The organism is Psychrobacter pygoscelis, assembly GCF_004335015.1.
Classification (GTDB): Bacteria; Pseudomonadota; Gammaproteobacteria; order Pseudomonadales; family Moraxellaceae; genus Psychrobacter; species Psychrobacter pygoscelis.
The window spans coordinates 150,232-165,694 of the sequence record NZ_RQRU01000003.1 but is presented as its reverse complement, the minus strand read 5'-3'; the positions used below and the strand labels follow the sequence as shown (position 1 = coordinate 165,694).

The 15,463-nt window shown below is 43.2% G+C and carries 10 protein-coding genes and 1 pseudogene; 9 read left to right on the top strand and 2 right to left on the bottom strand.

Annotated elements, in window-relative coordinates; translation table 11 throughout:
* The first annotated feature begins 58 nt into the window (after window positions 1-58).
* The 6 genes from EGV92_RS09020 (at window position 59) to acnD (ending at window position 8,125) form a co-directional block, all read left to right on the top strand.
* A complete protein-coding gene (locus EGV92_RS09020; RefSeq protein ID WP_131668926.1) occupies window positions 59-847 on the top strand; it encodes a hypothetical protein in 789 nt (262 codons plus the stop codon).
* 141 nt (window positions 848-988) lie between these two features.
* Entirely contained in the window at window positions 989-1,933 is a 945-nt protein-coding gene (locus EGV92_RS09015) for a LysR family transcriptional regulator (protein WP_131668925.1), read from the top strand.
* A 339-nt stretch (window positions 1,934-2,272) separates the two neighbouring features.
* Window positions 2,273-3,166, top strand: a complete 894-nt coding sequence (prpB, locus tag EGV92_RS09010; RefSeq protein WP_131668924.1) for a methylisocitrate lyase — start codon at window positions 2,273-2,275, stop codon at window positions 3,164-3,166.
* An 80-nt stretch (window positions 3,167-3,246) separates the two neighbouring features.
* On the top strand, window positions 3,247-3,918 hold the full coding sequence (locus tag EGV92_RS09005; protein WP_131668923.1) for a DUF2059 domain-containing protein: 672 nt from the start codon (window positions 3,247-3,249) through the stop codon (window positions 3,916-3,918).
* Between the two features lie 70 nt (window positions 3,919-3,988).
* Window positions 3,989-5,119 carry a bifunctional 2-methylcitrate synthase/citrate synthase gene (prpC, locus tag EGV92_RS09000; RefSeq protein ID WP_131668922.1) on the top strand — a complete coding sequence of 377 codons (1,131 nt, stop codon included), beginning with the start codon at window positions 3,989-3,991 and terminating at the stop codon, window positions 5,117-5,119.
* A gap of 375 nt (window positions 5,120-5,494) precedes the next feature.
* Window positions 5,495-8,125 carry a Fe/S-dependent 2-methylisocitrate dehydratase AcnD gene (gene acnD / locus EGV92_RS08995; RefSeq protein WP_131668921.1) on the top strand — a complete coding sequence of 877 codons (2,631 nt, stop codon included), beginning with the start codon at window positions 5,495-5,497 and terminating at the stop codon, window positions 8,123-8,125.
* A gap of 408 nt (window positions 8,126-8,533) precedes the next feature.
* Here the strand turns inward: acnD and EGV92_RS08990 are convergent, their stop codons facing one another.
* Window positions 8,534-9,478, bottom strand: a complete 945-nt coding sequence (locus EGV92_RS08990; RefSeq protein ID WP_165525599.1) for a helix-turn-helix transcriptional regulator — start codon at window positions 9,476-9,478, stop codon at window positions 8,534-8,536.
* Window positions 9,479-9,651: 173 nt separating this feature from the next.
* Here EGV92_RS08990 and EGV92_RS08985 point away from each other — a divergent pair, with 173 nt between their 5' ends.
* Together EGV92_RS08985 and EGV92_RS08980 are read left to right on the top strand one after the other, a co-directional pair.
* Complete coding sequence (locus tag EGV92_RS08985; RefSeq protein ID WP_165525598.1) at window positions 9,652-11,856, top strand: TonB-dependent siderophore receptor; 2,205 nt, start codon at window positions 9,652-9,654, stop codon at window positions 11,854-11,856.
* A 36-nt stretch (window positions 11,857-11,892) separates the two neighbouring features.
* Entirely contained in the window at window positions 11,893-13,056 is a 1,164-nt protein-coding gene (locus tag EGV92_RS08980; RefSeq protein ID WP_131668918.1) for a siderophore-interacting protein, read from the top strand.
* Between the two features lie 154 nt (window positions 13,057-13,210).
* Here the strand turns inward: EGV92_RS08980 and EGV92_RS08975 are convergent.
* Window positions 13,211-13,405, bottom strand: a pseudogene (locus EGV92_RS08975) (IS3 family transposase); the annotation flags it as partial.
* A gap of 310 nt (window positions 13,406-13,715) precedes the next feature.
* Between EGV92_RS08975 and prpF the strand changes: the two are divergent.
* Window positions 13,716-14,948 (top strand): 2-methylaconitate cis-trans isomerase PrpF, encoded by a 1,233-nt coding sequence (gene prpF, locus EGV92_RS08970; protein WP_131668917.1) that lies wholly within the window; start codon window positions 13,716-13,718, stop codon window positions 14,946-14,948.
* The last annotated feature ends 515 nt before the right edge of the window (window positions 14,949-15,463 follow it).

The window sequence follows — 15,463 nt, the reverse complement described above, 5'->3', positions numbered from 1 at the left end:
TCGGCTTATATGGATTTTTTGCGTTAGCATATTAGCAGCGCCCAATGAGGAGCATCAGATGAGAAAGACCCTGCCTTTTAAATCACTCAAGTCATCTCGTAGAGCAGGTCAATTATTGCAGCGCAGATCTCGCAGCTCAAGTCTAGCTGCTATCTTAAGTACCAGCCTTATCTTATCTTTTTCTACAGTAAACTTGGTAGGCTGCGATCGTATTGGCAGTGACCCAATGAAACAAACCATCCCCACAGACTCTGAGAAGTGGCAGGATAAGCTAGGCGATACTTTTGACCAGCTATCAGAGGAAGATCGTAACCTGCTAAGTCGCTATATGCTGCGCATGAAGCTTGGTAAAGCTTATGAGACAGGGGCAGTGCCTAGTATTACCATTGGTAAAGCGTTAGAGCAGCAGCGTAAATATGAGGAGCTGCATCCTGACAACCCTACTGGTCAAGACAGTCCTGTGCTCTCACAATCTGCTAGCAACAGTCAGCCCTACTCCATCACTTTACTGCCTGTACAAAGCAGTCAAGATGATAGCTTAAATAATGTAAAGCTACGCTTTTTGTTATCTAATCAAGGTGATGTCGCGATTGATAGCTTTAAAGGCTCGCTACTAATCCAAGCTGAAGTGTTTAAAGAAGGCAAGCCTGTCTTAATACCCTTGAAGACATTTGAGCCGCCTATAGCGCCAAATAGCGCCACGAAATTTGCAATTGATTCAAGTATCGCTGATGTGAATATTATTAAAGCCATCAAAGACCCACAAGCAGTGAAAGTGACTATTACCGAAGGCACGTTTACGTTGGCCGATGGCAATAAGATTGAGATTAAGGCGACCACCCCCTAACTCTTAACCAGTATTAAATCCAAGCAGCTAACTTAAGAAGCTAGTCTAAGTAGCTAGTCGATGCAACTAGCCAAACCAACTCGTCGATGCAGGTTTCAGATTTTTGCTACTATATCGTAGGTTTTTAATAATGACTCTGCTATGCAGCTAAAACAAATTCAAGCCTTTCATGCGGTGGCCAAATCACAGAGCTTCAGTGCAGCGGCGACCACCACAGGGCTGTCACAGCCTACGCTTAGTAGGCTTATCAAGCAGTTAGAAGAGCAGATCGGTGCCGAGCTGGTGGATCGTTATCATCGTCCTTTGCAGCTAACTGAGGCTGGGATGTTTTATTTCGAAAAATCGCAGCTACTGTTGGCAGAGCTTGATACCATTAGCGCATTAACTAAGCGTATGGCCCATCCTCCGAAGACGCTAAGCATTGGCTTTGTGCCTTCGGTATTATATGGTTTATTGCCTGACATCATCGCTTTGTTAAAGCAGCAATTACCTGATCTTGAGGTGCAGCTCAAAGATATCTCCTCTTATCAGCAGCTTGATGCCTTGAAGTCAGGGGAGATTGACGTAGGCTTTGGCCGCTTTGCTCAGCAAGATGAATGGGTACGGCAGATATTACTGCGTCATGAACGCTATGTCGTGGCCCTTCCCGCTGTGCATCCGCTAGCTGAAGTGCGCAATCTGCGCTTGCCACAGCTGGCGGACAATCGATTGATCCTCTACCACCAAACCCATTTAAATGTAGCTGATGCTAGCCTTGCCGGCCATAGCAATATAGAGACTGAACCCCTGCTAAATCTGTTTGCTCGATATGGTGCTGCGCCCTTTTCTACAACGACAGTTAGTGATCTACAAGTGGCGCTAGGGCTGGTAGCAGCAGGAGAAGGTATTACCTTAGTACCGGATAGCTTAAAGATACTTCGAGGCCAGCAAATTCGCTATCAATCACTGCTGCATGAAGATGCGACTTCCCCTATTTATCTTAATACGCTGGCGCAGATGACCCACCCTGCCTTTGAGCATTTCTTAGAAACTATCTATCAAGTCTATGAGCATAAGGGCATTACTTATAGGCGACAGTCATTATAAAAGCGCTAACTTATAAGCTAGCTCTGTGCCTGCATTATCCTTGCTATTGCTGATTATGCTTATCTATTCTTAGCTAAGGCGATTCAATTATTAACATTAAATGTAATTTTATGTAACATAAATTAGTCATACTGCTTGGCTTTATGTGTTAATTAAATAGCAATATCTAAATTTAGTTAATAAATCAATAATACTATTCAAAATATAAATAGATTGAGTTTAGTCTAGCAGTTAGTATAGTAATACTAATCTGACCAGCACTGCTTGCCCTTTTAATTTGCCTGCAAACCTCGTATTCTAATATTAACTTTTCATGACTTATAAGCTAAGGATAGAGCTATGAGCAACACTTCTGCAGGCAAACGCTTTCGCGATGCCCTTCAACAGCAAAATGCTAATAATCAACCTTTACAAATTGCCGGTACGATTAATGCCTATACAGCAATGATGGCGACTGAAGTCGGCCATAAAGCCATTTATCTATCTGGCGCAGGCGTGGCTAATGCCTCGTACGGTCTACCTGATTTAGGAATGACCAGCTTAGATAATGTATTAGAAGATGCTAGCCGAATTACCAATGCCGTCGATACCCCGCTTTTGGTTGACGTAGATACTGGTTGGGGCGGTGCTTTCAATATTGCTCAAACAATTAAAAAGATGCAGCGAGCTGGCGTGGCTGCCGTCCATATTGAGGATCAAGTTGCGCAAAAGCGCTGTGGTCACCGTCCTAACAAGGAGATTGTCTCGACCGCTGAGATGGTGGACCGTCTCAAAGCTGCTTTAGATGCTAAGACCGATCCTGACTTTGTGGTAATGGCGCGAACCGATGCTCTATCTGTCGAAGGTTTAGAAGCTGCAGTCGAGCGTGCCGTAGCCTTTCAAGAGGCGGGCGCAGATATGATTTTTGCCGAAGCGCTAACTGATATCGAGATGTATCGTAAGTTTACCGACGTATTGGATATTCCGGTACTGGCTAATATGACGGAGTTCGGTCAGACTGACCTTTATACCACTGAGCAGCTTTATAAAGTCGGTGTCGACATGGTTCTCTATCCACTGTCGGCATTTCGTGCGATGAATCAAGCAGCGCTCAACGTCTATCAGCACTTACTTAAAGATGGTACGCAGGAGAAGGTGGTCGACACCATGCAAACTCGTATGGAGTTGTACGACTTCTTAAACTACCATCAGTTTGAGCAAACTCTAGATAAGTTATTTGCAGATAAAAAATAACTTGGAACCGCGCTATTTTATGCAGGCGCAGGCGATATTCTCTATTCTTCTTTGCACCCTACTTAACCAATAGGCAGTTTATGACATTTTCTTTAACCTCAAAGCTTTTCAGAGTATCGTTAGTTAGCGGTGTACTGATGACAGCCTTATTGACTGGCGGCTGTAATAAAAATACTGCTACTGATGATCAAGCTACGACGACGGATTCGACAGGGGTAGATACTGATGCTACGGTCGGCACCACGTCTGACTCTGACTCAGCCACTACTACCCCAGTAGCTCAACCGGCCGAACCACAGTACTCTACTCTCGCCCATCTTAGCTCTGACACTTTTAACAATATGTTATTCGTGCCACTTATTAACAGCGGTAGCTTGACACCTGAGCAGAAAAGCTGCTTAGAAGCTCGGGACCCAAATATCGGTCTAGCCGAATCTCAAGCATTCTTTGAAAGCAAGTTTACTGAAGCTGAATTAAATGAGCTTAATGAATTTTATGAGTCGCCAGTTGGTATGAAGCTTATTGAGTATGGTAATGAGCAGCTGCGAGTAATGAATGGCCTAGAGGTGGAGAAGCCTATGGGAGAACCAACAGCAGAAGAATCAGCAGAGATGCAAAAGTTCATGCAGTCACCAGTCGGCCAAAAATATATGGCGATGAATAACGCTGAGGGTGAAGGTAGCATGTTAGAAGCATTAAGACCTACCATTACTGGTGAGTTATCTCGATGCAATATTGAAGGCGTGCTGTAGCTAGCAGTACTAAATGATCATCAATTTTATCCATTTACTTAACTTTCACATCGTTTAAAAGGAATTCACTATGGCAGCAGGAAAGCAACTCTCAGGTGCAGGACTTCGTGGTCAAGTCGCTGGCAAGACTTCATTATCTACCGTCGGTAAATCCGGCTCAGGCCTTACTTACCGTGGCTACGATATTAAGGATTTAGCCGAGACTTGTATCTTTGAGGAGGTCGCCTATCTCTTACTTTATGGCGAATTACCAACTCAAGCACAGCTCGATGACTACCAAGCTAAGCTTAAGCAGCTACGCGACTTGCCCCAAGCGCTAAAAGACGTCCTTGAGCGTATTCCGCAAAGCGCGCATCCAATGGATGTCTTACGCACAGGCTGCTCTATGCTCGGTAATCTTGAGCCAGAAGACAGCTTTGATGAGCAACTTGACAAAACCAATCGTATGCTCGCGGCCTTCCCAAGTATCATCAACTACTGGTACCGCTTCAGTCATGATGGTGTCAAGATTGATTGCGCTACTGATGACGCGACTATCGGTGGTCATTTCTTACATCTACTAAATGGCAAAGCCCCAAGTGAGCTACATGAGCGCGTGATGAATGTCTCTCTAATTTTATACGCTGAGCACGAGTTCAATGCTTCAACCTTTACTGCTCGTGTTTGTGCCTCTACCTTGTCAGACATCTTCTCTTGTATCACTGGCGCCATTGGTACCCTTCGCGGTCCATTACACGGCGGTGCTAACGAGGCTGCGATGGAGCTTATCGAGAGCTTTGACTCACCTGATGCGGCAGAACAAGGTCTAATGGATATGCTGGCGCGTAAAGACAAGATCATGGGCTTTGGTCATGCGATCTATCAAGACAGTGATCCGCGCAATGTCATCATTAAAGAGTGGGCTGAAAAGCTATCGAATGATGTGGGCGATGAGGTCTTGTACCCAGTCTCAGTGCGCTGTGAAGAAGTGATGTGGCGCGAGAAGAAACTATTCTGTAATGCTGATTTCTTCCATGCTTCAACTTATCATTTTATGGGCATTCCTACTAAGCTATTCACGCCAATCTTCGTATGTTCACGCTTAACGGGTTGGGCCGCGCATGTATTTGAGCAGCGCTCAAACAACCGTATCATTCGTCCAAGTGCCGAGTATATTGGTGAAGAGCCACGCTCAGTGCCTAAGATTAGTGAGCGTGGTTAGCGCTGTACCATACTGTAAGCAACCCTTAACTTGTTTGCAAAGCAGGTTATTAGAAAATTAGGTTATTGGAAATAAGCCAGCTAATCAAAGACAATATCACGGTAGTTTAGCCAGCCAAATCAAGAATCTCAACATAGTACTATTGACGTCTCATTCGACACAGTGTTTTCGACACGGTGGTGGAATGAGACGACGGCTGACTAAAATCGTCTTACCTTCCTCTGATATCGCTAGCCTAACTCCTACCTTAAAATTATCCTCATTTCTTTTAGCTTATTCACAGTATTGAGCCATCAATACTGTCACCCTTCGTGCGCCTAGACAGCCAATTAATAGCTATTTAAAAGGTACGTTATGACTATCCTTAGACAACCCATGAACGACAAGTATAAAAAGCAGTTGCCCGGCACTGATCTCTATTATTTTGACACCCGCGCCGCCGTCAATGAAATTGAAGCAGGCGCTTATGACAAGCTCCCGTTTTGCTCAAAAGTATTCGCAGAAAACCTCGTGCGCCGCTGTGCACCAGAAGAGCTAACTGAAGCCTTAAAGCAGCACATCGAGCGTAAGCAAACCCTAGACTGGCCTTGGTATCCTGCCCGTGTGGTCTGCCATGACATCTTGGGTCAGACCGCTTTTGTCGACTTGGCAGGCCTTCGTGATGCTATCGCTGAGCAAGGTGGTGACCCCTCAAAAGTAAACCCAATCGTTCCCACTCAATTAATTGTCGACCATTCATTAGCGGTAGAACATGCAGGCTTTAAGCCAAATGCCTTTGCTGCTAACCGCGCGATTGAAGAGCGTCGTAACGACGACCGCTTCCACTTTATCAACTGGTGTCAGACCGCCTTTGATAACGTCAATGTCGTACCGCCTGGTAACGGTATCATGCACCAAATCAACCTTGAGAAAATGTCACCTGTGATACAAGTGGCTGCAGACCAAGACGGTCAGCAAGTCGCCTTTCCTGATACCTTAGTCGGTACGGATAGTCATACGCCAATGGTTGATGCGCTAGGTGTTATCTCAATCGGTGTCGGAGGTTTAGAAGCCGAAAGCGTGATGCTGGGTAACCCCTCTATGATGCGTCGTCCTGATTACGTTGGCGTTGAGATTACCGGTAAGATAAAACCCGGCATTACCGGCACTGATTTAGTACTGGCCATGACCGAATTCCTACGTAATGAAGGTGTGGTCTCAACCTACATTGAGTTCTTTGGTGAAGGCGCTCGCAGTCTGACCGTCGGTGACCGAGCTTCCATCTCCAATATGACACCAGAATATGGTGCGACGGCAGCAATGTTCTATGTTGACGAGCAGACCATTGACTATCTACGTCTGACAGGTCGTACCGAAGAGCAAATCAAGCTCGTTGAGCAATATGCCAAAGAGACTGGTCTGTGGGCAGACGGCATGGTAAATGCCGAGTACGAGCGCGTCTTACAGTTTGATTTGGCGCAAGTGACGCGCAACTTGGCAGGACCATCTCGGCCACATGCTCGCCTGCCAACATCAGAGCTTGCCGTTCGCGGTGTCGCTCATAAAGAAAACGAACCACTTCCTAAAGCAGAAGATGGGTTGATGCCTGATGGCGCGACTATTATCGCGGCGATTACCAGCTGTACCAACACCTCTAACCCTCGCAATATGATTGCCGCTGGCCTAATCGCTCGTAATGCCGCTAAGCTGGGGCTTCAGCGTAAGCCTTGGGTCAAGACTTCGCTTGCACCAGGCTCTAAAACGGTCAAGCTCTACCTTGAAGACTCCGGACTGCTAGATGATTTAGAGCAGCTTGGCTTTGGTATTGTCGGCTTTGCTTGTACGACTTGTAATGGTATGAGCGGTGCGTTAGATCCGAAGATTCAGCAAGAGATTGTCGAGCGTGACCTGTATACTACGGCGGTGTTATCAGGCAACCGAAACTTCGATGGTCGAATCCATCCGTATGCTAAAGAAGCTTATCTTGCCTCACCGCCATTGGTCGTCGCTTATGCTATCGCTGGCACCATCCGCTTCGATATTGAAAAAGATATCTTAGGCTATGACTATGATAACAATCCGGTCTACTTAAAAGATATCTGGCCTGATGATGATGAGATCATCGAGCTGGTCAATAAACACGTGAAATCAGAACAGTTTGACGCGGTCTATATCCCAATGTTTGATGAAGTGGCTATCGACGCAGCTCGTTCTGAGCCATTGTATAACTGGCGTGAGATGAGTACCTACATTCGCCGCCCTCCTTATTGGGAAGGTGCGATGGCTAGGGCCAATCGTCTCAAAGGCATGCGTCCCCTTGCTATCTTAGGCGACAACATCACCACCGATCACTTATCTCCCTCTAATGCTATTTTAGCCAGTAGCGCAGCGGGTGAATATTTGACCAAGATGCAAGTCCCTGAAGAGGACTTCAACTCATACGCTACCCATCGCGGCGATCATTTGACCGCTCAGCGTGCGACTTTTGCCAATCCAAAACTGCTTAATGAGATGGTTCGAAACGATGATGGTAGTATCAAGCAAGGCTCTTATGCGCGCGTTGAGCCTGAAGGGGTCACCATGCGTATGTGGGAAGCCATTGAGACTTACATGAACCGCGATGAGCCACTCATCATTATCGCGGGTGACGGCTATGGCCAAGGCTCAAGCCGCGACTGGGCTGCCAAAGGCGTTCGTTTAGCGGGTGTAGAGTGTATCGTCGCTGAGAATTTTGAGCGCATTCACCGTCAGAACTTAGTCGGTATGGGGGTGTTACCTCTTCAGTTCCAGCCAGATACCAACCGCCAGACCCTCAACCTCGATGGTACTGAGACTTATGATGTGGTCGGTACGCCAAGTGCTGGCGGGATGATGACCTTAGTGATCAATCGTCAAGATGGTAGCAAGGACGAAATTGAACTTTTAGTCCGCCTTGATACTGAAGATGAAGTTGAGATGTATAACAATGGCGGCATGCTTCAGCGCTTCGCTAAAGAGTTCTTGGCAAGCACTACTGCTACCGCTTAAAACTTAATATAAACCTTTAGTTAAAAAAGACCCCGTCAGATGATGGGGTCTTTTCAGAAGCTAGGAAGCGCTTTACACAGGTATTAAATACTGCCAATGATGCTGCTATCGTTACTTGCCGTACAGCTTTATGGAACGCTGCACCTGCTTAAGTCATCTGCTAATACCGCCCACCTTGCTTAGTCCATTGCCCAGTATCAGTCTGGCAAATCTAAATTGCGAGAGCTGTTAGATACAGACCATGCTATAGAGACTGATATTGGTAGGCGCCAGATAAAAAACCCTAAAGCGAATTAATAAATTAAGGGACTGAAGTAGATGAGTTATGTAAAAGAGTACAGTTTAGACTGCTTTAATTTTTTATTGTTGAAGTAATCGCTTGAACAGCTTTTAATTCATTGTTATTAATTAATACTCGCCTTTACGGTATTGCATGGGAGACATACCGTAAGTCTTACGGAATAAGTGACTAAAGTGGCTAGCTTGATAGCCACATATTCCAGCAACTTCTGTGATACTAACATTGGGTTGATTGCGTAATAACTCACGCGCATGGGTAAGACGATATTGGGTAAGATAATGATGAATAGTTAATCCAGTGTGCTGCTTGAAATATTGCTTCAAATAACACTCATTAGTTCCAGTACGCTGCGCAAGCTCAGTAATCGTCAAGGGCTGTGAGAACTCTGCTTTAATAATGTCACAGACCTCATCGACATTTTTTTTTCTATCGTTATTTAATCGAGAATAGTTAGCTGTTGTTGAACAAGCTGTTTGGTTTGCCATGTCTAGTACAATAGCCAACCATTCAAGTGCATGAGCCTCTATTCTCAATATATCACTCAAATTTATTATTTTCGGCAGGCAGCAGATTTTCCACGCTAGATGTCTCAGTTCGGCAGGTGCTGAAATGTGATCAATCTTTTGTATTGCAGAATCTTTACTTAAATCAAATAGCCATGAAGGCAAGGGCTGTTTTTCATTTAATTGGTTAAGATAAGATTTATCAAAATGCAGACTGACGTAATATAGCGGCTCATTTAACGCCTTAAGTGTTTTGCCTTTAAAATGATACCCATTGCTAATATTTAAGTCACTATGAAACAAATGATCAAAAGCTAAGTCTTTAGGGTGCACCCTTTTACTACCGAATGTGTAGCACATACCCACATGATTTAAACTATCAAAAGATGCGTAGTATATGGGTATTGATGTTTTTAATCGTCTACGTACAAGCTTAAAGCCTTGTCTAAACTCCAATTCTTCCTCATAAGCACACACTTGATTATCAACTTGTCTTTGCAAAACACGGTTAAAGCTTTGTTGTTCCCAATTAAGTTGATCATAGTCCATACTCATGTCATACCCCACTTTTCCTCTTTTCGATATATATTCTTTCCAATAATGACACATACGAATTAATAAATATAGATAATAACAATTATCATTACCATTTTAAATTATGAACTTATTAATTTAGTTTTATTTTTTCTGCTATATATAGTAACCATAGGATGACTTATATCATGCAATTATTTAGTCTGAAAATTTCGGCAAAACCATCATTACTATATTACTCCATACTCACCCTATTGGTGCCAGTTACAACAGTGGGAGCTTATGCAGACACAGGTTATGTAGACGCAAAGGTGACTCAAGATAATGAAGCGTCGCCGACCGTTAGATTGGAACCTATAATCGTTACGGCCAATCCTTTATATCGCATCGATCCTAGTGAAGACAACGAATTTTATAGCGCCAATGTCGCTACTGTAGGCACTAAAACCCCTGATTATTTAGAAAACATTCCTCAGTCTATCAGTGTGGTCACTCAGTCAAAAATTAATGACTTAAATATTGAAACATTAGATCAGCTGGCCAAACGTACTACAGGACTTAGGGTATTACAGAATGATGATGGCCGTTCTGCCATATTTTCTCGTGGTTATGAGTATGATCAATATAGTATTGATGGCCTGCCTTCCCCTATGTCAAGTAATTTTGGCTCAGTCCCTAACCTTGCTGCATTTGACCGTGTTGAAGTAATGCGTGGTCCTTCAGGACTTTTTAATTCTGCCTCAGAGGTGGGTGGCGTAGTTAATTTAGTACGCAAACGTGGAAGAGCTAATGGAGAAAACACATTAAAGGCCAGTTTTAGCCATCCCAAAGGTTTTGAGTTATCTGCTGATGTTCAAGGTGGGGTGAGTCAAGACGATAGCTTGTTAGGCCGAACAATAATCCAATACAATCAGAAAGATAACCCAGTAGTTACTAAGGTGGGGGGAGACAATAATAGTAACACTACATTTTATACAAGCATTGATAAGTATTTAAGTGATACTAGTCGACTGGGAATGGGTTATTTATTACAAAGCCGTCATATCACACCAAATATTGGTTTGCCCACAAACGCTGATAAATCCCTAATTAACCTACCAAATCAAGACTTTTATGGCGCAAACTGGAATGATTTTAATAACCAAAGTCACGACTTTTTTGTAGACTTCACTCATAGGCTAGATAGTCAAGGCATTATCAGTCTAGGAACCCGCTACGCTAAAACAGAAGCTGATTATAATTATACCTTTGCTGGGTCTGCTTTAGTCAATAATAAGACTAACGTTACAGCTTTAGGTGGTGACATTAAACAAGATTCTTTAAGTGCTGATATTAACTTAAGTCAACCCTTTGTCACAGGGAAAACCCAGAGTGAGTATGTGGTTGGAGCTGATTACAAACGTTTTAATTCCGATATGCAACGCGCAAGCACTAGAGGATTAGCTAAACAGCTAACGGCTGATCAGATTAATAACTTAAGTCCAGTTGATATCTTACAACAAGCAAAGCAAGGTCAGGCAGGTTATCGGTTAAGCCATGAGGATAATACATTAAGCGAAACTGGCGTATATGCTAAAGTTAACTACAAGCCCTTAGATAAAGTAAGTTTAATCGCTGGTGGCAGAGTCAGTCATTATCAAGTTGATAGTGAAAACAAGCTACGAAACACACATGCCAGCACTAGTGATGATAAGCTGACAGGATATGGGGCTATGGTATATGAATTGACGCCTAACATTAATGTCTATGGTAGCTATACTCAGGTATTTACACCTCAGTCTGTCACTAATAAAAATAATGAAATCCTAAAACCTCGTGAAGGCGAACAAATAGAAATTGGCGTAAAAGGTCATTGGGATGACAATCTATCGGCAAGACTGAGTGGTTATCGCATGCAGGATACTAATGCTGCCGCAGTAACTCAAACTCGCGATCTGATAGCATTAGGCGAACGAGAAATGCAAGGGGTGGAGCTTGAGGTCAATGGAGAGATTCTACCTAATCTGCAGGTATCAGGTGGCTATAGCTACCTAGATAGCGATATCAAACAAGCATCAAATCCTCGAGACGATGGCATATTTTTACTCATGCCCAAACATACAGGCAATCTTTGGGTAAATTATCAAGCTAATGACTGGTTCGCCAACCCTTTAACTATTGGCTTGGGTGTCAATGTGATTGGTGATTTTTCTTCATCACAAGGCATACAAGCTGATGGCTACCAGACATGGGAGGCAATGCTTAGTTATCCATTTAATGACAATTTAGAAGGGCAGTTAAATATATATAATTTATTTAATGATCATCACTATGTCAGGGTGGGTTCAGTTGATACCTTTAACATTCCAGATGATGAACGTGCCGTCAAAGCTTCTTTGACATATAAGTTTTAGAAACCTTGAAGTTAAATACTTATATTGGAGAATGTTGTGACTGACTATACCCTAGCTAAAGATACCGATGCCAAACTCGATATTATCGAGCACATCAATCAAGATCATACTGCAGAATTGATGTCGATAGTTCATTATTATTATCCTAATATAGAGATGACAGAAGCCTTTATTAAAGATATCTCTAATGAAGGAATGTTAGTCATTGTCCAAAGCCTGACTAAAACAAGAGAGCTATATGTTGAGTTTAAGTTAGAGGGGGATATTGAAGAACAAATCCTCTACCTTGCCTATATGGTCAAAGTCAAACAAGGTAAAGACTTAAATAGTAATAAAAAACAGTATTTTGAAGTTATTGGCAAAGAGCGATTAACCCAAAACATGATTCGACTAATCCTTCAAAGTCAGACACCATTACCTAGTAACTATGCAGGATATACGTATGGCATGCTACTTAAAGTATTAAATAAAGTACCAGAACGGCCCATTTCTAATAGCACAAGCTCTATAGCGATTAAACTTGCCAAAAAATATGGTAATCAAGCACTTTTATGGTTTTTAAAACATCTATCGAGTAAGCATCGCTATCAAATTGTCGAAACTATGAATAAAGATGTACGGTTATATACCTTACGTAAGGCATGTAGCAGCATAGAGTCTGATTATATCAACAAAGGCTATATGGATATTTTTACACACGATAGTAGTCCCGGTAGCCTATGGGCTGCCTCCCTAAATATTGGTGATGTTATCTTTAGCCGTAATGAAAGCGAGGATAAACATGAGCATCTAAGTACAGGGCAATGCGTCCTGATTGCCGATGAAACTGCCTACCCTGCTTTAGCTGGTATTTTAGAATGTTGGGACAACACAAAGTTACCTCACATCATTATACTGAGCCAAAAACAAAGTGAGCAGGCATATTTTTTAGAAGACTCAGATAATCAACATGCTATAGAACACACGACTAACTACTTACCAAAAGATGCCCAAATACACCGAATTATTTGTAATTACAGTGAACAAGGTAGCAAGGTAATAGAAATCTTAAAAGGTATTGATACTATTGATGCTACGTGGGGCGCATTAGAAAACAGTTCTGCCAAAGCAGTTCGTTATTATCTAAGAAATGAGCGAAACTTGTCAGGTAAGCAAAATCGTATCAAGGGTTATTGGCGAGCGGATAAAGACTTAAAGTAAAAGGGATGACTTAGATAGGTTAGAACTTATACGGTGACTTCATGACCAGCCCTTTTTTAGTCCTAGTCCCACTGTGAGCAAAGCTCTTGCCTTGCGTCGCGTCGCTGCAAAGTAGTGCCTTGCTAATCGCTCTCCATTATCCTCAAGTTCAATAGTCGTGATCTGAGTTAGTGGTCATTTTAAACTTCCTATAACGCTTGCACTTGATGTCATAGTCTTTTTTAATACTTCTGACCATATACTTGCTAATCTTGTGCCCTTGAGCGGCTATATGGGCGTGTAGACTCTCATAACCATAGCGCTCTTTAGTCTCAGTATAAGCGGCTTTAACTAACTGTAGGCAGTGGTTAGTTTGCCTAGTTTTATTTTACGGTTTCTTCAACATACATCAATTCACTGCTTGACGGAAATATCTTACCTTTTAGTAACAAGGGCGCTAACGATAAAATAATTTGGTAAAATAGCCTAATTTATAATTTTTTAGAAAGCTTGAGTAATACTTTTGCCCAATTAGCATTAAATGATGATATAGCAAATATTTAGCTTGATTGCCAATTATAACGGCTAGATATACGGCTTCCAATACAAAGGCCTCAATTAGAATTTAACAAGCTCTAATTCCCCTTCTTCAGAAAACAAGTGAATAAAAGGACTTATCAATGACTCAGCGTAAGCCAGCTTTTACCCCGCAAGTCTCTGTCCCTGCCACCTATATGCGCGGCGGCACCTCAAAGGGCACATTTTTTAAACTCTCTGATCTTCCAGAGCGTTGCCAAGTACCGGGCGCGGCTCGCGATAACTTTTTACTGCGCGTGATTGGTAGTCCTGACCCTTATGGCAAGCAGATTGATGGCTTGGGCAATGGCAGTTCTTCAACCTCTAAGACAGTTATCCTCTCTAAAGCGAAGCAAACCGACCACGATGTCAATTATCTATTTGGTCAAGTCAATATCGCCAAACCCATGATTGATTGGGCGGGTAATTGCGGTAATTTGACTGCCGCAGTAGGGGCTTGTGCCATTAATATGGGACTGGTGGCTGCTGAGCGAATTGCAGACAGTGCTCAAAACAACGGCATCTGTGAAGTACGCATCTGGCAAGAGAACATCGGCAAGACTATCATTGCCCATGTGCCTGTTTATACGGATGAGCAGGGCCGCGTTCAGGTTCAAGAAACGGGTGATTTTGAATTGGACGGCGTCACCTTTCCTGCCGCTGAAGTTAAGATTGAGTTTATCGATCCGGTCGATGGCGACAGCAGTATGTTCCCTACGGGTAATCTAATCGACGACTTCACCTTTACAGATAGTAACGGCAATAGCACTACTGCCAAGGCTACCTTCATTACCGCCGGCATCCCGACTATATTTATGAAAGCCGAGGATTTAGGCTTTGATGGGACTGAGCTGCAAGGCGCAATTAATAGTGATAGCGAACAACTTGCTAAGCTTGAGCGTATCCGCGCGCAAGGCGGCATAGCTATGGGCTTGTTTAAAGATGTTAGTGAAGCTGAAAAGAGCCAGCATATTCCGAAAATTGCTTGGGTAGCCCCTGCTACAACTTATACCGCTTCTAGTGGCAAGACCGTCGAAGCTGATGACATCGATTTGGTCGTTCGCGCGATGAGTATGGGTCAGCTGCACCATGCTATGATGGGAACGGCAGCGGTCGCTATCGCGGCGGCAGCTACCACTCAAGGCACGCTGGTGAATCAAGCAGCAGGTGGTGGAGAATTATCTGAAGTTCGTTTTGGTCATCCATCAGGCACTTTGCTGGTCGGTGGTAAGACGGAGCAAGTTGATGGCCGCTGGCAAGCCAAGAAGGTCTCTATGAGCCGCTCAGCTCGCCGCATTATGGTTGGTGAAGTGTTTGTACCTGCTGACTGCTTCTAATAGGCTACTTGTTTAAATTATAACGAGTCTATGTCAAATTTACGATAAAGAGGCTGGGTGACATTTATCCAGCCTCTTTGAAGGTGCTAAGCTTTAATATCCAAAAATATCACTCTGCCAGCCAGTAAATACTTACCAGCCACGGTATTAGCGTTAAAGTTCTGTTTAGATTCATTTAGGATAAACTAGTCGCCGCGTAGCCGAATGTTTGGGCTTTATTTTACGTTTGGCTTTATTTTAAAAGGCGCTGTCATTCGAGCTAAAAATGTTAATGGTCGAATTATGCATCATGCGGTTTATGTGCTTGATAGAAACCATTGGGATAAAAGTTTAATAAAGAATTTCAGGTGATGATTAGAGTGTCACTAAAGCGGAATTTTGTCTTTTATTATCTGTGCTAGGCGCTACGCTCCCCTATAGTTTGTTTATAAGTTGGCTGTGTCAAAACGATATAACGCTATCTTTGTTTGCAAAACTTAACTGCAAATAGTAGCAGTTTATTCGCTGGGGCAGAT

Bases quoted from the DNA above. Each gene is read 5' to 3' on its own strand.
- prpB (WP_131668924.1), top strand. From the start codon at position 2,273: ATGAGCAACACTTCTGCAGGCAAACGCTTTCGCGATGCCCTTCAACAG.
- EGV92_RS09015 (WP_131668925.1), top strand. From the start codon at position 989: ATGCAGCTAAAACAAATTCAAGCCTTTCATGCGGTGGCCAAATCACAG.
- EGV92_RS09005 (WP_131668923.1), top strand. From the start codon at position 3,247: ATGACATTTTCTTTAACCTCAAAGCTTTTCAGAGTATCGTTAGTTAGC.
- EGV92_RS09020 (WP_131668926.1), top strand. From the start codon at position 59: ATGAGAAAGACCCTGCCTTTTAAATCACTCAAGTCATCTCGTAGAGCA.
- EGV92_RS08990 (WP_165525599.1), bottom strand. From the start codon at position 9,478: ATGGACTATGATCAACTTAATTGGGAACAACAAAGCTTTAACCGTGTT.
- prpF (WP_131668917.1), top strand. From the start codon at position 13,716: ATGACTCAGCGTAAGCCAGCTTTTACCCCGCAAGTCTCTGTCCCTGCC.
- prpC (WP_131668922.1), top strand. From the start codon at position 3,989: ATGGCAGCAGGAAAGCAACTCTCAGGTGCAGGACTTCGTGGTCAAGTC.
- EGV92_RS08985 (WP_165525598.1), top strand. From the start codon at position 9,652: ATGCAATTATTTAGTCTGAAAATTTCGGCAAAACCATCATTACTATAT.
- acnD (WP_131668921.1), top strand. From the start codon at position 5,495: ATGAACGACAAGTATAAAAAGCAGTTGCCCGGCACTGATCTCTATTAT.